This is a genomic window from Serratia sp. PAMC26656 (assembly GCF_016469055.2).
Classification (GTDB): domain Bacteria; phylum Pseudomonadota; class Gammaproteobacteria; order Enterobacterales; family Enterobacteriaceae; genus Serratia; species Serratia plymuthica.
Genome location: NZ_CP150486.1, coordinates 261,776 through 286,539 on the forward strand (window position 1 = coordinate 261,776; position 24,764 = coordinate 286,539).

The 24,764-nt window shown below is 54.4% G+C and carries 21 protein-coding genes and 1 riboswitch; of the genes, 11 read left to right on the forward strand and 10 right to left on the reverse strand.

Going from position 1 to position 24,764, the window contains the following annotated elements:
• Window positions 1-71: 71 nt before the first annotated feature.
• The 5 genes from rpoB to JEM67_RS01760 all read left to right on the forward strand — a co-directional run bounded on the left by rpoB (window position 72) and on the right by JEM67_RS01760 (window position 10,800).
• The gene (gene rpoB / locus JEM67_RS01740) at window positions 72-4,100 is read left to right on the forward strand and encodes a DNA-directed RNA polymerase subunit beta (protein ID WP_013811126.1); all 4,029 of its coding nucleotides are present in this window, start codon (window positions 72-74) and stop codon (window positions 4,098-4,100) included.
• Between the two features lie 118 nt (window positions 4,101-4,218).
• Window positions 4,219-8,442: a DNA-directed RNA polymerase subunit beta' gene (rpoC, locus tag JEM67_RS01745; RefSeq protein WP_013811127.1), complete on the forward strand. Its 4,224-nt coding sequence runs from the start codon at window positions 4,219-4,221 to the stop codon at window positions 8,440-8,442.
• 171 nt (window positions 8,443-8,613) lie between these two features.
• A complete protein-coding gene (locus JEM67_RS01750; RefSeq protein WP_199639548.1) occupies window positions 8,614-9,060 on the forward strand; it encodes a GNAT family N-acetyltransferase in 447 nt (148 codons plus the stop codon).
• A complete protein-coding gene (locus tag JEM67_RS01755) occupies window positions 9,060-9,524 on the forward strand; it encodes an oxidoreductase (protein WP_199639550.1) in 465 nt (154 codons plus the stop codon). Before JEM67_RS01750 ends, JEM67_RS01755 begins: the two co-directional genes overlap by 1 nt.
• Window position 9,525: 1 nt before the next feature.
• Window positions 9,526-10,800: a sensor histidine kinase gene (locus JEM67_RS01760; protein ID WP_199639552.1), complete on the forward strand. Its 1,275-nt coding sequence runs from the start codon at window positions 9,526-9,528 to the stop codon at window positions 10,798-10,800.
• On the opposite strand, the gene JEM67_RS01765 is transcribed toward JEM67_RS01760, so the two are convergent.
• The 9 genes from JEM67_RS01765 to rsd form a co-directional block, all read right to left on the reverse strand.
• Window positions 10,786-11,601, reverse strand: a complete 816-nt coding sequence (locus tag JEM67_RS01765; RefSeq protein WP_199639554.1) for a helix-turn-helix domain-containing protein — start codon at window positions 11,599-11,601, stop codon at window positions 10,786-10,788. The two genes, JEM67_RS01760 and JEM67_RS01765, sit on opposite strands and share 15 nt — an antisense overlap.
• A 279-nt stretch (window positions 11,602-11,880) precedes the next feature.
• Window positions 11,881-12,309, reverse strand: a complete 429-nt coding sequence (locus JEM67_RS01770; protein ID WP_233527891.1) for a thioesterase family protein — start codon at window positions 12,307-12,309, stop codon at window positions 11,881-11,883.
• Window positions 12,310-12,687: 378 nt separating this feature from the next.
• On the reverse strand, window positions 12,688-13,821 hold the full coding sequence (gene thiH, locus JEM67_RS01775; RefSeq protein ID WP_199639573.1) for a 2-iminoacetate synthase ThiH: 1,134 nt from the start codon (window positions 13,819-13,821) through the stop codon (window positions 12,688-12,690).
• Complete coding sequence (locus JEM67_RS01780) at window positions 13,821-14,600, reverse strand: thiazole synthase (protein ID WP_013811134.1); 780 nt, start codon at window positions 14,598-14,600, stop codon at window positions 13,821-13,823. Before JEM67_RS01780 ends, thiH begins: the two co-directional genes overlap by 1 nt.
• A 1-nt stretch (window position 14,601) precedes the next feature.
• Window positions 14,602-14,802, reverse strand: coding sequence for a sulfur carrier protein ThiS (gene thiS, locus JEM67_RS01785; protein WP_004953956.1), 201 nt, complete (start codon window positions 14,800-14,802; stop codon window positions 14,602-14,604).
• On the reverse strand, window positions 14,799-15,548 hold the full coding sequence (locus JEM67_RS01790) for a HesA/MoeB/ThiF family protein (protein ID WP_199639558.1): 750 nt from the start codon (window positions 15,546-15,548) through the stop codon (window positions 14,799-14,801). The genes thiS and JEM67_RS01790 overlap by 4 nt, the downstream gene beginning before the upstream one ends.
• Window positions 15,549-15,552: 4 nt before the next feature.
• Window positions 15,553-16,191: a thiamine phosphate synthase gene (gene thiE / locus JEM67_RS01795; RefSeq protein WP_199639560.1), complete on the reverse strand. Its 639-nt coding sequence runs from the start codon at window positions 16,189-16,191 to the stop codon at window positions 15,553-15,555.
• On the reverse strand, window positions 16,184-18,127 hold the full coding sequence (gene thiC / locus JEM67_RS01800) for a phosphomethylpyrimidine synthase ThiC (RefSeq protein WP_233527892.1): 1,944 nt from the start codon (window positions 18,125-18,127) through the stop codon (window positions 16,184-16,186). The genes thiE and thiC overlap by 8 nt, the downstream gene beginning before the upstream one ends.
• A gap of 114 nt (window positions 18,128-18,241) precedes the next feature.
• Window positions 18,242-18,365, reverse strand: a riboswitch (TPP riboswitch).
• 39 nt (window positions 18,366-18,404) lie between these two features.
• On the reverse strand, window positions 18,405-18,908 hold the full coding sequence (gene rsd / locus JEM67_RS01805) for a sigma D regulator (protein WP_199639562.1): 504 nt from the start codon (window positions 18,906-18,908) through the stop codon (window positions 18,405-18,407).
• 99 nt (window positions 18,909-19,007) lie between these two features.
• Here rsd and nudC point away from each other — a divergent pair, with 99 nt between their 5' ends.
• The 6 genes from nudC to JEM67_RS01835 all read left to right on the forward strand — a co-directional run bounded on the left by nudC (window position 19,008) and on the right by JEM67_RS01835 (window position 23,384).
• A complete protein-coding gene (gene nudC / locus JEM67_RS01810) occupies window positions 19,008-19,775 on the forward strand; it encodes an NAD(+) diphosphatase (RefSeq protein ID WP_065506798.1) in 768 nt (255 codons plus the stop codon).
• Between the two features lie 39 nt (window positions 19,776-19,814).
• The gene (gene hemE, locus JEM67_RS01815; protein ID WP_006323156.1) at window positions 19,815-20,879 is read left to right on the forward strand and encodes a uroporphyrinogen decarboxylase; all 1,065 of its coding nucleotides are present in this window, start codon (window positions 19,815-19,817) and stop codon (window positions 20,877-20,879) included.
• 9 nt (window positions 20,880-20,888) lie between these two features.
• The gene (nfi, locus tag JEM67_RS01820) at window positions 20,889-21,575 is read left to right on the forward strand and encodes a deoxyribonuclease V (RefSeq protein ID WP_199639565.1); all 687 of its coding nucleotides are present in this window, start codon (window positions 20,889-20,891) and stop codon (window positions 21,573-21,575) included.
• A 48-nt stretch (window positions 21,576-21,623) separates the two neighbouring features.
• Window positions 21,624-22,214: a YjaG family protein gene (locus JEM67_RS01825; protein WP_004953973.1), complete on the forward strand. Its 591-nt coding sequence runs from the start codon at window positions 21,624-21,626 to the stop codon at window positions 22,212-22,214.
• A gap of 189 nt (window positions 22,215-22,403) precedes the next feature.
• Window positions 22,404-22,676: a nucleoid-associated protein HU-alpha gene (gene hupA / locus JEM67_RS01830; RefSeq protein ID WP_004929874.1), complete on the forward strand. Its 273-nt coding sequence runs from the start codon at window positions 22,404-22,406 to the stop codon at window positions 22,674-22,676.
• 36 nt (window positions 22,677-22,712) lie between these two features.
• Window positions 22,713-23,384: a DUF1481 domain-containing protein gene (locus JEM67_RS01835; RefSeq protein ID WP_199639567.1), complete on the forward strand. Its 672-nt coding sequence runs from the start codon at window positions 22,713-22,715 to the stop codon at window positions 23,382-23,384.
• A gap of 50 nt (window positions 23,385-23,434) precedes the next feature.
• On the opposite strand, the gene purD is transcribed toward JEM67_RS01835, so the two are convergent.
• Window positions 23,435-24,718, reverse strand: a complete 1,284-nt coding sequence (gene purD, locus JEM67_RS01840) for a phosphoribosylamine--glycine ligase (protein ID WP_013811141.1) — start codon at window positions 24,716-24,718, stop codon at window positions 23,435-23,437.
• Between the last annotated feature and the right edge of the window lie 46 nt (window positions 24,719-24,764).

The following is a 24,764-nucleotide window of genomic DNA, read 5'->3' on the forward strand; positions in this document are numbered from 1 at the left end:
ATGGTGTTGCATGAACCGTCCTCTATCCGGACGGACAGATTGGGTCACTGATCAGCGAGCTGAGGAACCCTATGGTTTACTCCTATACCGAGAAAAAACGTATTCGTAAGGATTTTGGTAAGCGTCCACAAGTTCTGGACATACCATATCTCCTTTCTATCCAGCTTGACTCGTTCCAGAAGTTTATCGAGCAAGACCCAGAAGGGCAGTACGGCCTTGAAGCCGCATTCCGTTCTGTTTTCCCTATCCAGAGCTACAGTGGCAATTCGGAGCTGCAATACGTTAGCTACCGTCTTGGTGAGCCGGTGTTCGACGTCAAAGAGTGCCAGATCCGTGGTGTGACGTATTCTGCACCGCTGCGCGTAAAACTGCGCCTGGTAATCTATGAGCGCGAAGCTCCGGAAGGTACGGTCAAAGACATCAAGGAACAAGAAGTCTATATGGGCGAAATTCCGCTCATGACCGAAAACGGTACCTTTGTGATCAACGGTACTGAGAGGGTTATCGTATCTCAGCTTCACCGTAGTCCTGGCGTATTCTTTGACAGCGATAAGGGTAAAACCCACTCCTCGGGTAAAGTGCTGTACAACGCACGTATCATCCCTTACCGCGGTTCATGGTTGGATTTCGAGTTTGACCCGAAAGACAACCTGTTCGTGCGTATTGACCGTCGCCGTAAACTGCCTGCGACCATCATTCTGCGCGCGCTGCAATTCACCACTGAGCAGATCCTTGACCTGTTCTTTGCGAAAGTTGTGTTCGAGATCCGTGATAACAAGCTGCAGATGGAGCTGGTTCCAGAGCGTCTGCGTGGTGAAACTGCTTCGTTTGATATCGAAGCCAACGGCAAGATCTACATTGAGAAAGGCCGTCGTATCACCGCTCGTCATATCCGTCAGCTCGAAAAAGACGAAATTCAGAGTATTGAAGTACCGGTTGAGTACATTGCGGGCAAAGTGGTCGCGAAGGACTATATCGATACCAATACCGGTGAGCTGATCTGCGCAGCCAACATGGAGCTGTCGCTGGATTTGCTGGCCAAACTGAGCCAGTCAGGCCACAAGCGTATCGAAACGCTGTTCACCAACGATCTGGATCACGGTGCGTATATCTCTGAGACTATACGTGTCGACCCAACCAGCGATCGTCTGAGCGCACTGGTAGAAATCTACCGCATGATGCGCCCTGGTGAGCCGCCAACGCGCGAAGCTGCCGAAAGCCTGTTCGAGAACCTGTTCTTCTCTGAAGACCGCTACGATCTGTCTGCGGTTGGTCGTATGAAGTTCAACCGTTCCCTGCTGCGCGACGAGATCGAAGGTTCGGGCATCCTGAGCAAAGACGACATCATTGAAGTGATGAAGAAGCTCATCGATATCCGTAACGGTAAAGGCGAAGTGGACGATATCGACCACTTGGGCAACCGTCGTATTCGTTCCGTCGGCGAAATGGCTGAGAACCAGTTCCGTGTAGGCCTGGTGCGTGTTGAGCGTGCGGTTAAAGAACGTCTGTCCCTGGGCGATCTGGACACCCTGATGCCTCAGGACATGATCAACGCCAAGCCGATTTCGGCTGCGGTGAAAGAGTTCTTCGGTTCCAGCCAGCTGTCTCAATTTATGGACCAGAACAACCCGTTGTCCGAGATTACGCACAAACGTCGTATCTCTGCATTGGGCCCAGGCGGTCTGACCCGTGAACGTGCCGGCTTTGAAGTTCGAGACGTACACCCGACTCACTATGGTCGCGTGTGTCCAATCGAAACGCCGGAAGGTCCAAACATCGGTCTGATCAACTCCTTGTCCGTGTACGCACAGACCAACGAGTATGGCTTCCTGGAAACCCCGTACCGCCGCGTGCGTGACGGTCTGGTTACCGATGAAATCAACTACCTGTCTGCTATTGAAGAAGGCAACTTCGTTATCGCTCAGGCGAACTCCAACCTGGATGATGACGGCCGCTTCGAAGAAGACCTGGTCACCTGTCGTAGCAAAGGCGAATCGAGCCTGTTTAGCCGCGATCAGGTTGACTATATGGACGTATCAACCCAGCAGGTTGTCTCCGTTGGTGCTTCACTGATTCCATTCCTGGAACACGATGACGCCAACCGTGCATTGATGGGTGCGAACATGCAACGTCAGGCGGTTCCGACTCTGCGTGCTGACAAGCCGCTGGTTGGTACCGGTATGGAACGTGCGGTTGCGGTTGACTCCGGTGTTACTGCCGTAGCCAAACGTGGCGGCGTGATCCAGTACGTGGATGCTTCCCGTATCGTTATCAAAGTTAACGAAGACGAGATGCTCGCGGGCGAAGCAGGTATCGATATTTATAACCTGACCAAGTACACCCGTTCTAACCAGAACACCTGCATCAACCAGATGCCGTGTGTGAACCTGGGTGAGCCAATCGAGCGCGGCGACGTGCTGGCAGATGGCCCGTCCACGGATCTGGGTGAATTGGCGCTGGGCCAGAACATGCGCGTGGCGTTCATGCCGTGGAACGGCTACAACTTCGAAGACTCCATCTTGGTGTCCGAGCGCGTGGTTCAGGAAGATCGCTTCACGACCATCCACATTCAGGAACTGGCGTGCGTGTCTCGCGACACCAAGCTGGGGCCTGAAGAGATCACTGCCGATATCCCTAACGTGGGTGAAGCTGCGCTCTCCAAACTGGATGAATCCGGTATCGTGTATATCGGTGCTGAAGTGACCGGTGGCGACATTCTGGTGGGTAAGGTAACGCCGAAAGGTGAAACCCAGCTGACGCCAGAAGAGAAGCTGCTGCGCGCGATCTTCGGTGAGAAAGCGTCTGACGTTAAAGACTCTTCTCTGCGTGTACCAAACGGCGTTTCCGGTACGGTTATCGACGTGCAGGTCTTCACCCGTGATGGCGTGGACAAAGACAAGCGTGCGTTGGAAATCGAAGAAATGCAGCTGAAGCAGGCGAAGAAAGACCTGACTGAAGAACTGCAGATCCTGGAAGCTGGCCTGTTTGCACGTATCCATGCGGTGTTGGTTGCCGGCGGCGTTGAAGCTGAGAAGCTGAGCAAGCTGCCACGCGATCGCTGGCTGGAACTGGGCCTGACCGACGAAGAGAAGCAAAACCAGCTGGAACAGCTGGCAGAGCAGTACGACGAGCTGAAATCCGACTTCGAGAAGAAGCTGGACGCCAAGCGTCGTAAGATCACCCAAGGCGACGATCTGGCACCAGGCGTGCTGAAAATCGTTAAGGTTTATCTGGCCGTTAAGCGTCAGATTCAACCGGGTGACAAGATGGCAGGCCGCCACGGTAACAAGGGTGTTATCTCCAAGATCAACCCGATCGAAGATATGCCTTACGATGAAAACGGCACGCCGGTTGACATCGTACTGAACCCGCTGGGCGTACCATCACGTATGAACATCGGTCAGATCCTGGAAACCCACCTGGGTATGGCTGCGAAAGGCATTGGTGAGAAGATCAACCAAATGCTGAAGCAGCATCAGGAAGTGGCCAAGCTGCGTGAGTTCATTCAGAAGGCTTACGATCTGGGCGACGATGTCTGCCAGAAAGTTGACCTGAACACTTTCACCGACGACGAAGTACTGCGTCTGGCAGAGAACCTGAAAAAAGGTATGCCAATCGCCACGCCGGTGTTTGATGGTGCGAAAGAGAGTGAAATCAAGCAACTGCTGGAAATGGGCGGAATCCCAACTTCTGGTCAGATTACGCTGTTCGATGGCCGTACCGGTGAGCAGTTCGAGCGCCAGGTTACCGTTGGCTATATGTACATGCTGAAACTGAACCACTTGGTTGACGATAAAATGCACGCCCGTTCAACCGGTTCGTACAGCTTGGTTACTCAGCAGCCGCTGGGTGGTAAGGCGCAGTTCGGTGGTCAACGCTTCGGTGAGATGGAAGTGTGGGCACTGGAAGCATACGGCGCAGCTTATACCCTGCAGGAAATGCTCACCGTTAAGTCGGATGACGTTAACGGCCGTACCAAGATGTACAAAAACATCGTGGATGGCGATCACCGCATGGAACCAGGCATGCCGGAGTCCTTCAACGTACTGTTGAAAGAAATCCGCTCGCTCGGTATCAACATCGAACTGGAAGACGAGTAATCGTTTTTCCGGCTCAGGCTCCCGGCCTTAGGGAGCCTGAGGGTGGTTGTTCAGGTCACACGGGCGCGCGATTTGTCAGCGTGCGCCCAACAGGTTTAACTCCGACAGGAGCCAATCCGTGAAAGACTTATTGAAGTTTCTGAAAGCGCAAACTAAGACCGAAGAGTTTGATGCGATCAAGATTGCTCTGGCATCGCCAGATATGATCCGTTCGTGGTCGTTCGGTGAAGTTAAGAAGCCGGAAACCATTAACTACCGTACGTTCAAACCTGAACGTGACGGCCTTTTCTGCGCCCGTATCTTTGGGCCGGTAAAAGACTATGAGTGCCTGTGCGGTAAGTACAAGCGCTTAAAACACCGCGGCGTGATCTGTGAGAAGTGCGGCGTTGAAGTGACCCAGACCAAAGTGCGCCGTGAGCGCATGGGCCACATCGAGCTGGCTTCACCGACTGCGCACATCTGGTTCCTGAAATCGCTGCCTTCGCGCATCGGTTTGCTGCTGGATATGCCGCTGCGTGACATCGAACGTGTACTGTACTTCGAATCCTATGTGGTTGTTGAAGGCGGTATGACCAACCTCGAGCGTCGTCAGATCCTGACTGAAGAGCAGTATCTGGACGCGCTGGAAGAGTTCGGTGACGAATTCGACGCCAAGATGGGTGCGGAAGCCATTCAGGCCCTGTTGAAAAACATGGATCTGGAAGCGGAATGCGAGCAGCTGCGTGAAGAGCTGAACGAAACCAACTCCGAAACCAAGCGTAAGAAGCTGACCAAGCGTATCAAGCTGCTGGAAGCGTTCGTGCAGTCTGGCAACAAGCCAGAGTGGATGATCCTGACCGTGCTGCCGGTACTGCCGCCGGATCTGCGTCCTCTGGTTCCGCTGGATGGTGGTCGTTTCGCGACTTCAGATCTGAACGATCTGTACCGCCGCGTTATCAACCGTAACAACCGTCTGAAACGCCTGCTGGATCTGGCCGCACCTGACATCATCGTGCGCAACGAAAAGCGTATGCTGCAAGAAGCGGTAGATGCCCTGCTGGATAACGGCCGTCGCGGTCGTGCGATCACCGGTTCCAACAAACGTCCTCTGAAATCTTTGGCCGACATGATCAAAGGTAAGCAGGGTCGTTTCCGTCAGAACCTGTTGGGTAAACGTGTTGACTACTCCGGTCGTTCTGTAATCACCGTAGGTCCATACCTGCGTCTGCATCAGTGCGGTCTGCCTAAGAAAATGGCGCTGGAGCTGTTCAAACCGTTCATCTACGGCAAGCTGGAACTGCGTGGCCTGGCCACGACCATCAAAGCTGCCAAGAAAATGGTTGAGCGCGAAGAAGCTGTCGTTTGGGACATCCTGGACGAAGTTATCCGCGAACACCCGGTACTGCTGAACCGTGCACCAACTCTGCACCGTTTGGGTATCCAGGCGTTTGAACCGGTTCTGATCGAAGGCAAGGCAATCCAGCTGCACCCGCTGGTTTGTGCGGCATACAACGCCGACTTCGATGGTGACCAAATGGCTGTACACGTACCGCTGACGCTGGAAGCCCAGCTGGAAGCGCGTGCGTTGATGATGTCTACCAACAACATCCTGTCACCTGCGAACGGCGAGCCAATCATCGTTCCTTCTCAGGACGTTGTACTGGGTCTGTACTACATGACCCGTGACTGTGTTAACGCCAAAGGCGAAGGCATGGTGCTGAGCGGCCCGAAAGAAGCGGAACGTATTTACCGCGCCGGTCTGGCCTCTCTGCATGCGCGTGTCAAAGTGCGTATCACTGAAGAGATCAAAAACACCGAAGGTGAGTCTGTACATCAGACTTCGATCATCGACACTACCGTTGGTCGCGCCATCCTGTGGATGATCGTACCAAAAGGTCTGCCGTACGCGATCGTTAACCAGCCTTTGGGCAAGAAAGCGATTTCTAAGATGCTGAACACTTGTTACCGCATCCTGGGCCTGAAGCCGACCGTTATCTTTGCTGACCAGATCATGTATACCGGTTTTGCCTATGCAGCCCGTTCAGGCGCTTCAGTAGGTATCGATGACATGGTTATCCCGGCCAAGAAAGCGGAGATCATCGAAGAAGCGGAAACCGAAGTTGCCGAGATCCAGGAGCAGTTCCAGTCTGGTCTGGTCACCGCCGGTGAACGTTACAACAAAGTGATCGATATCTGGGCTGCGGCAAACGAACGTGTTGCTAAAGCGATGATGGAAAACCTGTCGGTTGAAGACGTAGTTAACCGTGACGGCGTTGTGGAACAGCAAGTTTCCTTCAACAGCATCTTTATGATGGCCGACTCCGGTGCGCGTGGTTCCGCCGCTCAGATTCGTCAGCTGGCCGGTATGCGTGGTCTGATGGCGAAGCCGGACGGTTCCATTATCGAAACGCCAATCACCGCGAACTTCCGTGAAGGTCTGAACGTACTCCAGTACTTCATTTCTACTCACGGTGCTCGTAAAGGTTTGGCGGATACCGCACTGAAAACGGCTAACTCCGGTTATCTGACCCGTCGTCTGGTTGACGTGGCGCAGGATCTGGTGGTTACCGAAGATGACTGTGGTACTCACAACGGCATCACGATGACTCCGGTTATCGAAGGTGGCGACGTTAAAGAGCCACTGCGTGAACGCGTTCTGGGTCGTGTAACTGCAGAAGATGTCATCAAGCCGGGTACGGCGGACATTCTGGTTCCACGCAACACGCTGTTGCATGAGAAGACCTGTGACCTGTTGGAAGAGAACTCTGTCGACAGCGTTAAAGTCCGTTCCGTAGTTAGCTGTGAAACCGACTTTGGTGTGTGTGCAAACTGCTATGGTCGCGACCTGGCACGTGGTCACATCATCAACAAAGGCGAAGCTATCGGCGTTATCGCGGCACAGTCAATCGGTGAGCCGGGTACACAGCTGACGATGCGTACGTTCCACATCGGTGGTGCGGCATCTCGTGCGGCTGCTGAATCCAGCATCCAGGTGAAAAACAAGGGTACTCTGAAGCTGAGCAATGTGAAGTTCGTTATGAACGCCACAGGCAAGCTGGTGATTACCTCTCGTAACACCGAACTGAAGTTGATCGACGAATTCGGCCGTACCAAAGAACGCTATAAAGTGCCTTACGGTTCTGTCATGGGCAAAGGTGACGGTGCAGAAGTTAACGGCGGCGAGACCGTTGCTAACTGGGATCCGCACACCATGCCAGTTATCACCGAAGTGAGTGGTTTCATCCGCTTCGCTGATATGGTTGACGGCCAGACCATTACTCGCCAGACCGACGAACTGACCGGTTTGTCTTCTCTGGTAGTTCTGGACAGCGCAGAGCGTACCGGTAGCGGTAAAGACCTGCGTCCGGCACTGAAAATCGTTGATGCCAAAGGCGACGACGTATTGATCCCAGGTACTGATATGCCTGCTCAATACTTCCTGCCAGGTAAAGCGATTGTGCAGTTGGAAGACGGCATTCAGATCGGTGCGGGTGATACCTTGGCGCGTATTCCTCAGGAATCCGGCGGTACCAAGGATATTACCGGTGGTCTGCCACGCGTTGCGGATCTGTTCGAAGCTCGTCGTCCGAAAGAGCCGGCAATCCTGGCTGAAATCAGCGGGATTATCTCGTTCGGTAAAGAGACCAAAGGCAAACGTCGCCTGGTAATTTCTCCGCTGGACGGCAGCGACGCATACGAAGAGATGATTCCAAAATGGCGTCAGCTCAACGTGTTTGAAGGCGAAATTGTGGAGCGTGGCGACGTTGTTTCTGACGGCCCAGAGTCTCCGCACGACATTCTGCGTCTGCGTGGTGTGCATGCGGTTACCCGCTACATCACCAACGAAGTGCAGGAAGTTTACCGTCTGCAAGGCGTTAAGATTAACGATAAACACATCGAAGTTATCGTTCGTCAGATGTTGCGTAAAGGCACCATCGTTAGTGCTGGTAGCACCGAGTTCCTGGAAGGCGAGCAGGCTGAAGTGTCTCGCGTTAAGATTGCCAACCGTCAACTTGCTGCTGCAGGCAAAATCGAGGCAACCTTCTCACGCGATCTGCTGGGTATCACCAAGGCTTCCTTGGCGACCGAGTCCTTCATCTCCGCAGCATCGTTCCAGGAAACGACGCGCGTTCTGACCGAAGCGGCTGTTGCCGGTAAGCGTGATGAACTGCGCGGCCTGAAAGAGAACGTCATCGTGGGCCGTCTGATCCCAGCCGGTACCGGTTACGCTTATCACCAGGATCGTATGCGCCGTAAAGCACAGGGTGAAGTGCCGGTTGTTCCGCAGGTAAGCGCGGAAGAAGCGACAGCTAACCTGGCTGAATTGCTGAACGCAGGTAACCTGGGCGGCAACGACGAGTAATCGTTGATATGCCCTGGGGGCCGGTATGCCGGACCCTTGCCAGATAAACCGCTCCTTCGGGGGCGGTTTTTTTTTACTTGCTACAAAGGCTGACAAGTTTTGCAACTATGGAAAAAGTATACATAATGAGTAAATTGCTTATGTGTCTAACCTGCTAAGGATAGTGAAAATATGGACAGCCTTCTCACCTTCGAAAAACTCACCGAGAAACACCTGCCTTATCTTTATGAGATCAGATTCTCTGTCGAAGAGAATCTTCTTCACCCGCACCAAATTCAATACCTCCAGCGAAAACAGGCGTTGGAAGATATCAATCAGGGAGGAGGATGGATTTGTAAGTACGGTAACGATTATGCTGGTGTTGGTTTAGGTCTTTTTATTCCGGATCCACTGATAGGTGGGTTGTTTGTTAAACCGGAATATCAGTCGAAAGGTATTGGCTCCCAGTTGCTGAGTTTTGTGACCGGGTGGATGTTCGATAATGGCGCAGACGAAATCCACCTAACCACAGATCCTGGTTCCAAGGCTGAGGCGTTTTATCAGCGGCGTGGCTGGGTTGCCATTGGCAAGGATGAATTTGGGCAGGCAGAGCTGGTTAAACATAAAGGCGATAAATAATGAAAATCAAAGGACTGATAGCATTATTTCTGACTTATCTTGTTAGCGTTCCGCTTTATGCGAGCGTTGACTATTTTTATCTTAAAAAGAGCGATGGCGAGAAGGTCAAGATTACGCTGCAGGCGTTAGAGGCGATGCCATCCTCTTCGATTAAAACCTCGACCAACTTCACACCTGAGGCCGTTTTTACCGGTGTTGAGTTCACCTCGTTGGCAAAAGAATATGGGCTGACGGGAAACAATGTTCGCGCTTTTGCATGGGATGATTATTCATATTCAATGCCAGCCGCCGAGCTATCTAAATATAAAGTCATTATCGCTTATAAGAAAAATGGTGAGCTCATGGATGTTTCGGAGTTGGGGCCGTTTGCGATTATCTATCCTCGCGATAGCTACCCAGAGTTGAACAACATTGATGTGAACGCAAAAACCGTTTGGCAAATAAAAATGCTAGAGGTTAAGTGAAATGAGCAAGAAATTTATCGGGACCCTTATCTCCCTGGTTGCGGTGCTGGTGCTGTTGATTTTATTGATTGCCGTAAATTTCGGTAATGTGAAAGAGCGATACAAGCAGATTGAACCCAATCTCGATAACTACTCCGTTGCTGAAATTCTCTTTTTATCCTTCGAACGGACGAAAACCGCACTACTGCTGGGCGACGAGGATAACTACGATAGTTTTATGCTCAAGAAGAAAATATTTGCCTCAAAGATTGCCATTCTTGAAAGCCGTTCTACGTTCAGCGACTCTTTTTATTATGACGATGAATTTATAAAAACAGTGGCGGTATTGAAGCGCCAATATGCCGAGCTGGATCAACTTGGCGTCGAGCTGCGCAATGGCACCAAAACCAGAGCCGATATACTCTCTTTTATGGAAGAGATGGAAATCACCCTGGTCGATATTCAAGAGATGATTTACAAAATACAGATAAGGAACTTCACCGAGGTTAAAGACATCATCAAAGACAATTCAGGTAAAGCCGAGCTATTTGCCATGTTCTCGCTGGTGCTGATTTTCTTGATGATGTTTCTTATCTTGAAGAACGCGTTTTCACTGAAGGAGATAGTTAAGAATAAGAACATATTTATTTCTTCCATCTACCATGAGATCGCTGGCTCAACGCAGGCTATCGTGATTGCGGCAGACATCATGGAGCACGAGCTGGTTCAGGATGAGTTGAAGAAAGAAGCCAGGCTCATCTCGCACCATGGCAATAAAATTGCAGAGCAAACGCGCGAGGTGATGGATTACTCACGGCTTGAAATGGGGGAGGTAAAGGTAAATGATTCCCTGTTTTCACTCAATGAAGTGGTTGACGATGCCGTCGCCGCGGTGAGCGGGGAAGGTCGCAATCAATTTATTATCCGACATTCGTCTTATGCAGGGAAAATCCATGCCGATAAGTACAAACTATATCGAATACTCGTCAACCTGTTGGGCAATGCCGATAAATATACGCATGGCGGCCTGGTTATCGTGAATGTGAAGGTCTGTAATAGCCGCCTTTATCTTCTGGTGAAGGATAACGGCATCGGCTTTGACGTGAAAAATATTGACAGATTATATAAGGCATTCAATCAGGGATTGGAAAGGGAGACGCGTCAGGGGCTGGGCTTGGGGCTAACCATTATAAAGAACTATGTGACCAGGATGAAAGGCACCATCAGAGTGAAATCAGCCGTGGGCAAAGGGTCGTCATTCCTCATTTGCCTGCCAATAAAATTAGTTGAAGAATAAATGGGAAAGCAACAGCGAAGAGATAATGAGCGGCTTGGCCGGCTTCTCAACCAAATGCACGTCGTAGTTTAATATCATATCGCCTATGTTTTTCTCATAGTGGTTTAACTGGCCGGTCAGGATGATGATCTGCGCAGGGGGGAGCATCAGGTCTTTTATCTTTTCTACGACCTTTTCGGACGTCTCGCCGAAGTCTAACAGCCAATCAAGGATAAAGGCCTCGTAGGTGTGCTGCTCCAGGCCATCGATGATCGCCGTCGCCGTTGGGAAGGTATCTGTTTCAATCCCGTAGCGGGTGGTGATTTTCTTCAGCAACTCCAGTATGTCTTGATCGTTGTCGAGTATGGCTATCCTTGGTGTGGGCAAAAAGTCTATTTTTCTGACCTTATACAGCTCTGCACCCACGCTTTTATCTCTGTCGGTGTTAATAATAAAAAGATCGTTTTTTCTGAACGCATAGGTTTCCGTATCCTCAATGTGATCTACCGGCTTGTCGTCAACCTCAATATTGCATCGTTTATGTATGTTGTTCATGATAAAGACGCAGTTATGGGCTCTGCGCCCTCCAAACGATTCGTTGAAGTATTGAAATATCTTCTTTATCTCGTCGAGAGTGATGCCTCTTTTACCGTCCAGTTTCTGCTTGGCGCTGTTGTACTGGAGGTTCAGTATGCTCGCCATCGTTGATGCGTGCTTTCTGTCTCCAACCCCTTTCTGGGCCAGCAGCGTACTGATTGCATCTGCGTAATTTAGCGCTTTCTTCATGATCACCTTGATTTTCCTGACGTTGACCACGAGCATTTTGTGTCCCGAGGCTATCTGTTGGCTCGATTATAGATGATGTCAGGATGGCTGCGGCTATATCCGTTTGATTTTATTAATTAAACTCAAAAAGAACTCAATTTTTCATTAAAAGACACTCAAAAAACATTCACATTTTACCGTTGATATGATTAATTAGCACTCATACGTGTGATTTGCGTTCCTGGGGGGGCTGCCAGTCTCACAAAATAAGCTGCCTGCACTCGCCTCCAAGACGAGTGCAGGCAGTAAAAAGATACACGGCCAACACCATTGCCATTACAGCATCAGGGACTCACTGCGACGTTGCTGATATTGCCGAACGCTTGCTATCACCACGTCCGGTGCGACCACACCTTCCCGCCCTAAAATCACCGCCCGCGATGTGCCCTGAGCGACGATCCGATCGCCAACGCTGAAAGTATGGGTGGCATAGAAATAGCGTTCGTCCCAGTGGGTAATGCTCATGCTGACCTGATAGCGCTGGAACGGCTGTAGCGCCTTTTTGTAATCCATGGTGTGCTGGCTGATGATCGGTGACCAGTGTCGTTTAAGCATTAACGCCATCAGGCCGGTGCGGATAAACAAATCGACCCGGTTCAGGTCGCATACCGTCATGTAACGGCCGTTGTTCATATGCAAATTGAGATCGATATCATTCAGCCAAACTCGGGTCGCCAGTTGGTTGGTCAAAGCATCCATCGACATGCGTGGCTTCCAACATGATGAGAGTAAAACCCAGATCAGTCGCAGGTACAGATTCATAGTGGTTATCTCGCAGAATTATCAGACCGCTTCAGCGATCGGACTTTAACTGTGGTCCAACCAGTTTGGTTTGTCAAAAGGCCGGTGAGATGAATGCGGGAGGAGTCAAACATTAGGAGGTCCCGGAGTCGCGCGGGAGGGTGTCCGGCGCGATCCGGGGGTTGGTAAGCAGAGCCGTTGAGAAAATAGCGGCTCCGGCTGGTGCCGGATTCGGAAGCCAGCATCGCCACTATAGCCGCGCTGATTTCCCATACCAGTAGCCTCTGCAGGCTTTGCGCTGTGCTTCCATGGCTTTTCCAAAGGTGCTGCAAAGATTGCAAATTACTGCGCGCTACGCCCCAGATATCCGTCCCAGTCTTTCCACACAGGCTGCAAACCGGCGTCGCTGATAGCTTGCGACACCTGCTGCGGTGTGCGGCCGTCGTGTGGTTCGAACTGTTCCAGTTCAGGCGGCACATCGTCGGCATAGCCGCCGGGTTGGGTTTTGGAGCCGGCGCTGACGCTGTTGATCGCTACCGGGATCATATGATCGCGGAAGAACGGTGACTCGCGTGTCGACAGAGAAAGCTCTACGTCAGGAGCGAAAAGGCGAAAGGCGCAGATTAACTGTACGAGCTGCGGTTCGCTCATGATTGATGCCGGTTCGATGCCGCCGGCGCAGGGACGCAGCCGTGGGAATGAAATTGAGTAGCGGCTCTGCCAGTAAGTTTGCTGGAGATAGAACAGGTGTTCGGCCAGCATATAGCAATCGGTGCGCCAGCTATTGGAAAGCCCGATTAGCGCGCCAAGGCCGATCTTGTCGATCCCCGCGCGGCCGAGACGATCCGGCGTGGCCAGCCGCCAGTGAAAGTCCTGTTTCTGGCCGCGCAGGTGATGTTGCTGGTAAGTGGAAGGGTGATAGGTTTCCTGGTACACCAGCACCCCGTCCAGCCCCAGCGTTTTCAGCTCGGCATATTCCTCCTGCGCCAACGGCTGCACTTCCATCATCAGCGAACTGAAGTGGGCGCGGATCGCCGGAATATGCTCGCGGAAATAGTTCATGCCGACCTTGGTCTGGTGCTCGCCGGTGACCAGCAACAGGTGCTCGAAACCCAACGCCTTAATCGCCAGGCATTCGCGCTCGATCTCGGTAGCATTGAGCGTTTTGCGTTTGATGTGGTTACTCATCGAGAAACCGCAATAGGTGCAATCGTTGGCGCACAGGTTGGACAGGTACAGTGGCACGTAGAAGCCGACCACGTTGCCAAAGCGTTGGCGCGTCAGCTGTTGTGCACGTTGTGCCAGCGGCTCCAGGTAGGGCGCAGCTGCGGGCGAGATCAACGCCATAAAGTCTTCACGCGTCAATTTTTCCGCATTGAGCGCCCGTTCGACATCCAGCGCAGTTTTACCGTTGATGCGCAGTGAGATATCGTCCCAATCGAGCTGTTGCCAGCGGCTGCTGAAATCCTCTGCCATCATAACGCCTCCCCAGGTTGGCTAAGGAAAGCGGTCAGTGGGCTGGAGGCTACTGCATTGCGGCTGCGGCCACCCAACCCGGCCTGACGAGCCAGTTCACCGGCTTCCAGTGCCAAACGAAACGCACGCGCCATTTGTACCGGGTCGCGCGCCACGGCGATTGCGGTATTCACCAGCACCGCATCGGCACCCAGTTCCATCGCCTCCAGTGCATGGCTTGGCGCACCGATGCCGGCATCGACCACCACCGGCACTTTGGCCTGTTCGATGATGATTTCCAGGAAGTCGCGGGTCCGCAGCCCGCGATTGGATCCTATCGGTGCGCCGAGCGGCATCACCGCTGCGCAGCCCACCTCTTCCAGCCGTTTACACAACACCGGATCGGCGCCGCAGTAGGGCAACACCACAAAGCCCTCTTTAACCAGCGTTTCAGCCGCTTTCAAGGTTTCAATCGGGTCCGGCAGCAGATATTTCACGTCGGGATGAATTTCCAGTTTTACCCAATGGGTGCCAAGCGCCTCACGCGCCAGTCGGGCGGCAAACACGGCTTCAGCCGCGGTTTTGGCGCCCGAGGTATTGGGTAACAGGCGCACGCCCAACTGTTGAAGTGGCGCAAGAATGGCATCATTGCCGCCGCGCAGGTCAACGCGCCTCATCGCCATGGTCACTAACTGTGAGCCGGAGGCTTGTAGCGCGTCCAGCATCAGCCCAGGGGTGGCGAATTTTCCGGTGCCGGTAAACAGGCGTGAAGTAAAGGTGGTATCGGCGATTTGCAGCATGTCAGCCTCCGGCAATCGCTTGAAACAGCAGGATGTCATCACCGTCCTGCACCTGGTGGTTAGCCCAGTCGGCGCGCGGGATGATAGTTTGGTTAATAGCCAGTGCAGTGCCTGGCTGGTGGCGTTCCAACTGCTCAAGCAGGGCGGTGACGCTCAGTGGTTGCGCCAGTTCCAGCGGTTGGTCATTCAGCCGGATTTTCATGCCGCGCCTCCGCATACCGGGCAGGTGCTGGCCTGGCTGAGCTGCAACGTACTCCAGCTTTGCTGTTTGCCGTCGAATAGCCGCAACTTGCCGCTGAGTGACGAGGGCATGCCCGCCAGCATTTTTATCGCCTCGAGCGCCTGCAAGGTGCCAATGACGCCAACTACCGGGCCGAGCACGCCTGCGGTGCGGCAGTTGCGTTGCGGCTCGGTTTGCTCCGGATACAGACAGGCGTAGCAGCCGTGGGCATAGGGCGGTTCAATCACCAGCAATTGGCCGCTGAAGCCCACCGCGCTGCCGCTTATCAGCGGTTTGCCGGCGGCGATACAGGCGGCGTTCACCTCATGGCGGGTGGTCATGTTATCGCTGCAATCCAGGATAAGATCGGCGCGCTCCACGGCGTCTTGCAAGGTTTTTCCTTGCAGACGTTGTTCCAGCGCGATGGATTCCACCTGCGGGTTCAGCGCTTGCAATTGACGCTGCGCCAGAGCGGCTTTGCTTTTGGAAACGTCGGTACTGCGGTAGAGGATCTGACGCTGCAGATTGGTGATGTGCAGCGTATCGTCATCGGCCAACAGCAGCGTGCCGACGCCGGCAGCGGCCAGATAGAGTGCTGCGGGGGAGCCTAATCCCCCCAGCCCGACCAGCAAAACCGATGCCTGTTTAAGCTTTTTCTGGCCTTGCGGACCTACGTCCTCCAGCAGCAGCTGGCGGCTGTAGCGCAGAAATTCTTGATCGTTAAGCATCGAATCACTCCTTACCTTCGATCAATTGCAAAAGCTGCACGGTGGCCACACGCCAGTCCGGAGCTTTGGTGATAGCGCTGACTACGGCTACGCTACCGACTCCGCAATCCAGCACTGCCGCCACGCGATCAATCCCGATCCCGCCGATCGCCACCGTTGGATAGTCATCCAGTTCGGCGACATGGCGTTTCAGCTCAGCCAGGCCTTGAGGTGCGGAAGGCATCTCTTTGGTTTGGGTTGGGAAGATATGTCCCAGCGCGATATAAGAGGGTTTGACTGCGATTGCCCGGGCTAATTCGGCATCGTCATGGGTGGAAACGCCAAGCCGTAATCCTGCCCGATGGATCGCCGCCAGATCGGTGGTATCCAAATCTTCCTGACCGAGGTGTACGCCATAGGCGCCGTGCTTAATCGCCAGTTGCCAGTAGTCGTTGATAAACAGCCGGGCGTGATATTGCTTGCCGAGGGCTATGGCGGCGGCGATATCATCCTCGACTTGCTCATCCGGCAAATCCTTGATGCGCAGTTGGATCGTGGTCACGCCCGCCTCCAGCAGGCGGGCAATCCATTCAATGCTGTCGACGACCGGGTATAGCCCCAGCCTGTGCGGCGTGGCGGGGAAAGGCGTGATGATATCAGTCATTGCTCATCTCCCCCTGCAGGTTACCGGCGCTGTGGTAAAGCTCGCTACCCCGTGAACGGAACTCGGCCGACATCTTTTCCATACCGGTCAGCTGCACCTCTATCGGCTTGGCCGCTTCCTGCGCGGCGGCGTAGTCGCGGACCTCTTGCGAGATCTTCATCGAGCAGAACTTCGGCCCGCACATTGAGCAGAAATGGGCGATTTTGCCGGACTCCTGCGGCAGGGTTTCGTCGTGATAGGCACGGGCGGTGGCGGGATCGAGCGCCAGATTGAACTGATCTTCCCAGCGGAATTCGAAGCGAGCTTTGGACATGGCGTTATCACGGATTTGCGCACCTGGGTGGCCTTTGGCCAGGTCAGCAGCGTGGGCGGCGATCTTATAGGTGATCAATCCCTGCTTCACGTCTTCTTTGTTTGGCAGGCCGAGGTGTTCCTTCGGTGTGACGTAACACAGCATAGCGCAGCCGAACCAGCCGATCATCGCGGCCCCTATGCCGGAGGTGAAGTGGTCATAACCGGGTGCGATATCGGTGGTCAACGGGCCTAAGGTATAGAACGGCGCTTCGTGACAGTGTTCCAGTTCTTCGGTCATATTGCGGCGGATCATCTGCATCGGCACGTGGCCTGGGCCTTCGATCATCACTTGCACGTCATATTCCCAGGCGATTTTTGTCAGTTCGCCCAGCGTGTGCAGCTCAGCGAACTGTGCTTCGTCGTTGGCGTCCTGAATCGAGCCGGGCCGCAGGCCGTCACCCAGCGACAGCGATACGTCGTAGGCGGCGCAGATCTCACAAATTTCGCGGAAGTGTTGATACAGGAAGTTTTCCTGATGATGCGACAGGCACCACTTGGCCATGATCGAACCGCCACGAGAGACGATGCCGGTCAGGCGTTTGGCGGTCATCGGCACATAACGCAGCAGCACACCGGCGTGGATGGTGAAGTAGTCGACGCCTTGCTCCGCCTGCTCCAGCAGCGTATCGCGGAACATTTCCCAGGTCAGATTCTCGGCCACGCCGTTCACTTTTTCCAGCGCCTGATAGATAGGCACAGTGCCGATCGGCACCGGGCTGTTACGCAGGATCCATTCACGGGTTTCGTGGATATAACGGCCGGTGGACAAATCCATCACGGTGTCCGCACCCCAGCGGGTCGACCACACCAGCTTCTCCACTTCTTCTTCGATTGACGAAGTCACTGCCGAATTGCCGATATTGGCATTGACCTTCACCAGGAAGTTACGGCCGATGATCATCGGTTCGGATTCCGGGTGGTTGATGTTGGCGGGAATGATGGCGCGGCCGGCGGCCACTTCCTGGCGAACGAATTCCGGCGTGATGTTTTGCGGCAGGTTGGCGCCCCAGCTTTGACCTGGATGCTGGTGGCGCAGCACTTCGCCGCGGATACGCTCACGGCCCATGTTTTCGCGGATGGCGATGAATTCCATTTCCGGGGTGACGATGCCGGCGCGAGCGTAGTGCAACTGGGTGACGCATTTGCCCGGTTGCGCCTTGCGCGGCAGCGGCAGATGCTCGAAGCGCAGATGATCCAACCCTTCGTCCGCCAGGCGCTGCTGAGTGAATCCGGAACTGACGCCTGTGAGGGCTTCGGTGTCGCCACGTTCTTCGATCCAGCCGGCGCGCAGTTTCGCCAGGCCGCGATGCACATCGAGCTCGGATTGCGGATCGCCGTACGGGCCGGCGGTGTCATATACCGGGATAGCTTCGTTCTGCTCGTAGCGCGGGTTGTCTTTGTCGCCGCCAATCAGCGTCGGGCTGAGCTGGATTTCACGCATCGGGACCAGTACATCGCTGCGTGAGCCTTGCAGATAGATGCGGTGTGAATTGGGAAAGGATACGCCTTGCAGAGTGTCGATAAACTGCTGGGCTTCTTCGCGCTGTTCTTTACGGGCGCGCGGTTTTTTAACGTTAGACATAGCAAATTCCTACCAGTGTAATGAGTGGGGAAAATTGCTTGTCTGGAGCTCGGAGGGAGTAATGATACTGGCCGGCAAGGCGGAGTATCCCCGTTCGGGAAGCCCTGCCAGTGGCGATAGATTACTCTTGTTCCCTTCGCGGGTATTAACCCGATCAGGTTCCGCGGATCCCGAATTAACGGTCTCAGCCTGGCCAATTTGATGAGCAAATCAGCGCTAGGCACTCCGACAAGATGTCCTCCAGTATAGGAGGGATAATAAAAAAAACTACAAAATTCTAACGCGTCTTATCCAGCGCTTTATCCGGCAGTGGTTGCTGCGAGGCTTCGGTCGCCAGTTGGATCAGCTTATCTTCCAGGGCAAAACGTGCCGCAAGTGTTTCACCGATATCCGACAGCGCCTGGTGGAATTCGATACACACGTCCTGATCGATATCCACTTCGGTATAGCGATCGTGGAAAGCCATGATCTGCTCGGTATTGACCCAAAGTTTGGGATAGATGTTCACCGATAGCGCCATTTTCGGACTGGGTGCGGCTTCCACTTGTTTGATAATTCTGTCATAGATATGAAAATGCCCGGCAGAGAGATAATCCACCAAATTATGGCAAAAGTTCTCCAGCGCTTTTTCATTCAGCGGCGTATGCTTTTCTTTGTTCGGTTTGATGCCCACGAGGGTGCAATAGGCGACGAGCAACTGCTTGCGCGCCTGAAGCCATTGATCAACTAATTCATTACTACCACCAACGCGCTGAGTCAGGCTTTCCAAACGGTTGAGCATGTTTGACTCCGTAAGTAATAAAAAGTAACAGTAAGTTATTAAAATGTAACAAGGCCGATTTGTAGAGTGCCAGTGAAGCTGAGGTTGTGCAACAACGATATGGAACTTGCATTAACGGGTAATGAAAATGGCTGGTGGATCGTCAGCCATGAAAGCAAGCTTTGGTTACCGCACGGTGAATTGCCGTTCGGTTCGGCGGCGTCGTTTTCCCTGCAGGGGCGAATGGCGCGCACCATTGGTGAATGGGAAGGGCTGCCGGTGTGGCTGGTGCGCCAGACGATGCCGCAGGATATGGGCTCGGTGCGCCAACTGCTCGAGCTCGATCGCGGGTTGTTTCAGCTTGCCGGGCGCGGCGTGCAACTGGCCGACTTTTACCGCTCTCATCGCTTCTGCGGTTATTGCGGCCATGAGATGCACCTCAGCCGTACCGAGAGCGCCTGTCTGTGCGGTCACTGTAGGGAGCGTTACTACCCGCAGATTGCACCTTGCGTGATCGTCGCTATTCGGCGCGACGATGAGATCCTGCTGGCGCAGCATGTGCGTCATCGCGGTGGCATTCATACTGTGCTGGCCGGTTTTGTCGAGGTCGGCGAAACGCTGGAGCAGGCGGCCGCGCGCGAGGTGATGGAAGAAAGTAACATTGAAATCAAAAACCTGCGTTATGTGACTTCTCAACCTTGGCCGTTCCCGCATTCGCTGATGATGGCCTTTATGGCCGATTACCACCGCGGTGAGATTCGTCACGATCCGAAAGAGCTGCTGAACGCCGGCTGGTACCGTTATGACCAGTTGCCGCTGTTGCCGCCACCCGGCACCGTGGCGCGCCGCCTGATAGAGGACACCGTAGCCTTATGCCGTGAGCAATAAATCGCTACAATAACGGCAGATGAATAAGGGAACCCTATGATGAATGAGTTGAAGAACGATCGTTACCTGCGCGCGCTGCAACGTATGCCGGTGGATGTGACCCCTGTATGGATGATGCGTCAGGCCGGTCGTTATTTGCCGGAGTACAAGGCCACCCGCGCTCAAGCCGGCGATTTCATGTCGCTGTGCAAGAACGCGGAGTTGGCCTGTGAGGTTACGCTGCAACCGCTGCGCCGCTATGCGCTGGATGCCGCTATCCTGTTCTCCGATATCCTCACCATTCCCGATGCTATGGGGCTGGGCCTGTATTTCGAAGCCGGTGAAGGCCCACGCTTCTCTTCGCCAATCACCAGCCGTGCCGACGTGGACAAACTGCCGGTGTTCGATCCGGAGGTGGAACTGGGCTATGTGATGAACGCGGTACGCACCATCCGTCGCGAACTGAAAGGCGAAGTGCCGCTGATTGGCTTCTCCGGTAGCCCGTGGACGCTGGCGACCTATATGGTGGAAGGCGGCAGCAGCAAAGCCTTCACCAAGTTGAAAAAAATGATGTACGCCGAACCGGCCACGCTGCATTTGCTGCTGGATAAGCTGGCGGACAGCGTCATTTTGTATCTTAACGCCCAGATTAAAGCCGGCGCGCAGTCGGTGATGGTGTTCGATACCTGGGGCGGCGTGCTGACCGGCCGCGACTATCGTGAATTCTCGCTGCACTACATGCACAAGATTGTCGACGGGCTGCTGCGTGAAAACGACGGCCGCCGCGTGCCGGTCACGTTATTTACCAAAGGCGGCGGCCAGTGGCTGGAGGCGATGGCGGCGACCGGGTGTGACGCGCTGGGTCTGGACTGGACTACCGACATCGCGGATGCGCGCCGTCGCGTAGGCGACAAAGTGGCGCTGCAGGGGAATATGGATCCGTCCATGTTGTATGCGTCGCCTGAACGCATCGGTCAGGAAGTGGAAACTATTCTCGCCGGTTTCGGCCACGGCGAAGGCCACGTGTTCAATCTGGGCCACGGCATTCATCTGGACGTACCGCCGGAGAACGCCGGCGTGTTTGTGGAAGCTGTTCACGCTCAATCGGCGAAATACCATCGCTAAGGACGGGATGTGATTGATACCCAAGCCCTGCGCGCTGAGCAGTTGCAGCGTGCGTCTGACGTTATTCGCCACGATGACTTTCTGGTCGATACACCGGCTTTTATCGCCGGCGCTGACGTGGGTTTTGAGCAGGAAGGTGCGGTGACGCGAGCCGCCATCGCCATCCTGCGGTATCCGTCGCTGGAACTGGTTGAATACCAGATTGCCCGTGTGGCTACTACCATGCCCTATATTCCGGGTTTTCTTTCATTCCGCGAATATCCTGCGTTGCTTGCCGCATGGGAACGGCTGCAACAGAAGCCGGACCTGGTTTTTGTCGACGGTCATGGCATCTCGCATCCGCGCCGCCTGGGCGTCGCCAGCCACTTTGGGTTGTTGGTCAATGTGCCGACCATCGGCGTGGCGAAGAAGCGCCTGTGCGGTAAATTCGCGCCTCTGGATATCGCCGCAGGTGCGCTGGCGCCGCTGGAGGATAAAGGCGAACAGCTTGGCTGGGTCTGGCGGAGCAAGGTGCGCTGCAACCCGTTGTTTATCGCCACCGGCCACCGCGTCAGCACTGACAGCGCACTGGCCTGGGTACAGCGCTGCATGGCGGGTTACCGTTTACCGGAACCCACTCGTTGGGCCGATGCCATCGCTTCGCGCCGACCGGCCCTCCAGCGCTGGCTGCAACAGCATCCAGAGGTGCCGCAATGACCGATTTCGGGTACACTGCGGCGCAGATAACGCGTAAGAGAGTGAATAATGCTACGTAACCCGATTCATTTACGTCTGGAAAAGCTTGAAAGCTGGCAACATTTGACCTTTATGGCCAGTTTGTGCGAGCGTATGTATCCGAATTACCAGATGTTCTGCCTGCAGACCGAGTTCGGCGATCCGGCCATTTACCGCCGCATTCTGGATTTGGTGTGGGAAACCCTGGTGGTGAAGGATGCCAAGGTCAACTTTGACAGCCAACTGGAGAAGTTGGAAGAGGCGATACCTTCGGCAGAAGATTACGATCTTTACGGCGTTTACCCGGCGATTGACGCCTGTATCGCATTAGGGGAACTGATCCATTCGCGGCTCAGCGGGGAGACGCTGGAGCACGCCATTGCCATCAGCGAAACGTCAATTCGCACCGTGGCGATGTTGGAAATGACTCAGGCCGGTAAAGAAATGACCGACGATGAGCTGAAGGTTCTGCCTGCGGTAGAGGAAGAATGGGACATTCAATGGGAAATTTTCCGCCTGTTGGCCGACTGCGAAGAGCGTGATTTAGAGCTGATCAAAGGGTTGCGTTCGGACCTTCGCGAGGCTGCGGTAAGTAACATCGGGATAAATTTAACGCAATAAGGCAAGAAAACGTGATTTAACGCCTGATTTGTCATGCCTTAAGGCTTCACATCCGCACCCTGTCTGGTCTACATTTGGGGGGCGTAAAAAAAGTGGCTATCGGTGCGTGTATGCAGGAGGGTGCTGTCAATCGGCATATCCGTCGCACTCGATGCTTTGCAAACGATAAACACACTGTAAGGATAACTTATGAACAAGACTCAACTGATTGATGTAATCGCGGACAAGGCTGACCTTTCCAAAGCACAAGCTAAACTGGCTCTGGAATCCACCCTGGCTGCTATTACTGAGTCTCTGAAAGAAGGTGATGCGGTACAATTGGTTGGTTTCGGTACTTTCAAGGTAAACCATCGTAGCGAGCGCACTGGCCGCAACCCACAGACTGGTAAAGAAATCAAAATCGCAGCTGCCAACGTGCCTGCGTTCGTTTCTGGTAAAGCACTGAAAGACGCAGTTAAGTAATACTGCGTGTTGGTGAAAAGATTAAACAGAGGGGCGATGGCGCCCCTTTTGTTTGTCCGACAGGCGCTGCTGGTCATTGGCATTGCCGGTGGTCTAAGCGCCTGCAGCAGTCATTCCGATCTCCCCACCTTTACCGCCAGCGGCTATGTGGCTGACCAGGGCGTTATGCGTCTGTGGCGTAAAGACGACGACCAGCAACGCCCACAGGTGTTGATGAGTGTCTACAGCCCTTATCGCGGGCCAGGTACGGTCACCACCCTGTACGAATACCAGAACGGCAAACTGCGCCAGATTAAGCGTACTGACGCCGATCGCGACCAAGACTCCATTCAATTGCGCTTTGCCGATGATGGCACGGTGAGCTTTATGCAACGCCAACTGGCTACGCGGCGTGAGCAGTTGACCAGCGACGAGATCGCCTTGTACCAATATCAGGCGCGGCGAGTTCTTGAACTGAGCGATGCGTTGCGTGTCGGTAAGGTGAAGCTAATGCAGGGGCGTTGGCAGCAGGGCGTGGTGCAAACCTGTGATGGGCAATCAATCAAGCCGGGGCTGGATAAGCATGCAGAAGCCTGGATCGCGCGGCGCGCCCGCAACAGCAGCCAACCGGTGAATATAGCCTGGTTGGATGCGCCTGAAGGACGCGAACTGCTGCTGGTGGCGAACGACGATTTTTGCCGCTGGGAACCGAAAGAAGATACGCTATAAAAAAGGGCTCTGTATGCAGAGCCCCGTTGGATTGTGGTGCGACGTTCAGATCATTTGCCGCGGGCAATCGCGCGATAGCCAATATCGTTGCGACAGAAACTGCCCTGCCACTGAATGCCTTTCGCCAACTGGTATGCGCGTTGCTGCGCTTCCGCCACCGTTGCACCCAGCGCCGTCACGCAAAGTACGCGTCCACCGTTAGTGACAACATCCTCGCCTTGCATGCGCGTACCGGCATGGAACACTTTGCCGTCGACACTTTCCTGCTGCGGTAAGCCCTGAATCACGTCACCGTTGCTGTAGTCGCCCGGGTATCCACCGGCCGCCAGTACCACGCCCAAAGCAGGGCGATCGTCCCACTCCGAGGTTTTTTCGCCCAGCTTGCCTTCCGCCCCGGCCAGACACAGTTCAACCAGATCGGAACGCAGACGCAGCATGATGGGCTGCGTTTCCGGATCGCCGAAGCGGCAGTTGAACTCAATCACCTTCGGCTGGCCGTCTGCAGAAATCATCAGCCCGGCATACAGGAAACCGACGTAGGTATTACCTTCCGCGGCCATACCACGTACCGTTGGCCAAATGACCTGATCCATTGCGCGCTGGTGGATTTCATCCGTGACCACTGGGGCAGGGGAATAGGCGCCCATGCCGCCGGTGTTAGGGCCGGTATCGCCATCGCCAACGCGTTTGTGATCCTGGCTGGTGGCCATCGGCACCACGTTCTCGCCGTCGACCATCACGATAAAACTGGCTTCCTCACCCTCGAGGAACTCTTCCACCACGATACGGTGGCCCGCATCGCCAAAAGCGTTGCCGGCCAGCATGTCCTGCACTGCGTCTTCCGCTTCCTGCAGCGTCATGGCGACGATAACGCCTTTACCGGCGGCAAGGCCATCAGCCTTAATGACGATGGGCGCGCCTTTACTGCGTACATAAGCCAGCGCCGGTTCAACGTCGGTAAAGTTCTGGTACTCGGCGCTCGGAATGTTATGGCGCGCCAGGAAGTCTTTGGTAAAGGCTTTAGAGCCTTCCAACTGTGCGGCCGCCTGGGACGGGCCAAAGATTTTCAGGCCGGCGGCCTGGAAGGCGTCAACCACGCCAATCACCAGCGGCGCTTCCGGGCCAACAATGGTCAGACCGATGTCATGGCTCTGTGCAAAGGCAACCAGCGCCGGAATATCGGTGGCGGAGATCGCCACGTTTGCCAGGTTGGGTTCCAGCGCGGTACCGGCGTTGCCCGGAGCGACGTAAACGTTGTCCGCCAGAGGCGACTGAGCGACTTTCCATGCCAGCGCATGTTCACGCCCGCCGTTGCCGATAATTAAAATGTTCATCAGGTACTCCATGCAGAGCGTGCGCCGCAGCGCACGCGGCAAAAGG

Coding starts and splice junctions, on each gene's coding strand:
- rpoB (WP_013811126.1), top strand. CDS start 72: ATGGTTTACTCCTATACCGAGAAAAAACGTATTCGTAAGGATTTTGGT.
- JEM67_RS01750 (WP_199639548.1), top strand. CDS start 8,614: ATGGACAGCCTTCTCACCTTCGAAAAACTCACCGAGAAACACCTGCCT.
- JEM67_RS01755 (WP_199639550.1), top strand. CDS start 9,060: ATGAAAATCAAAGGACTGATAGCATTATTTCTGACTTATCTTGTTAGC.
- JEM67_RS01760 (WP_199639552.1), top strand. CDS start 9,526: ATGAGCAAGAAATTTATCGGGACCCTTATCTCCCTGGTTGCGGTGCTG.
- JEM67_RS01765 (WP_199639554.1), bottom strand. CDS start 11,601: ATGCTCGTGGTCAACGTCAGGAAAATCAAGGTGATCATGAAGAAAGCG.
- JEM67_RS01770 (WP_233527891.1), bottom strand. CDS start 12,309: ATGTCGATGGATGCTTTGACCAACCAACTGGCGACCCGAGTTTGGCTG.
- thiH (WP_199639573.1), bottom strand. CDS start 13,821: ATGGCAGAGGATTTCAGCAGCCGCTGGCAACAGCTCGATTGGGACGAT.
- JEM67_RS01780 (WP_013811134.1), bottom strand. CDS start 14,600: ATGCTGCAAATCGCCGATACCACCTTTACTTCACGCCTGTTTACCGGC.
- thiS (WP_004953956.1), bottom strand. CDS start 14,802: ATGAAAATCCGGCTGAATGACCAACCGCTGGAACTGGCGCAACCACTG.
- JEM67_RS01790 (WP_199639558.1), bottom strand. CDS start 15,548: ATGCTTAACGATCAAGAATTTCTGCGCTACAGCCGCCAGCTGCTGCTG.
- thiE (WP_199639560.1), bottom strand. CDS start 16,191: ATGACTGATATCATCACGCCTTTCCCCGCCACGCCGCACAGGCTGGGG.
- thiC (WP_233527892.1), bottom strand. CDS start 18,127: ATGTCTAACGTTAAAAAACCGCGCGCCCGTAAAGAACAGCGCGAAGAA.
- rsd (WP_199639562.1), bottom strand. CDS start 18,908: ATGCTCAACCGTTTGGAAAGCCTGACTCAGCGCGTTGGTGGTAGTAAT.
- nudC (WP_065506798.1), top strand. CDS start 19,008: ATGGAACTTGCATTAACGGGTAATGAAAATGGCTGGTGGATCGTCAGC.
- hemE (WP_006323156.1), top strand. CDS start 19,815: ATGAATGAGTTGAAGAACGATCGTTACCTGCGCGCGCTGCAACGTATG.
- JEM67_RS01825 (WP_004953973.1), top strand. CDS start 21,624: ATGCTACGTAACCCGATTCATTTACGTCTGGAAAAGCTTGAAAGCTGG.
- hupA (WP_004929874.1), top strand. CDS start 22,404: ATGAACAAGACTCAACTGATTGATGTAATCGCGGACAAGGCTGACCTT.
- JEM67_RS01835 (WP_199639567.1), top strand. CDS start 22,713: ATGGCGCCCCTTTTGTTTGTCCGACAGGCGCTGCTGGTCATTGGCATT.
- purD (WP_013811141.1), bottom strand. CDS start 24,718: ATGAACATTTTAATTATCGGCAACGGCGGGCGTGAACATGCGCTGGCA.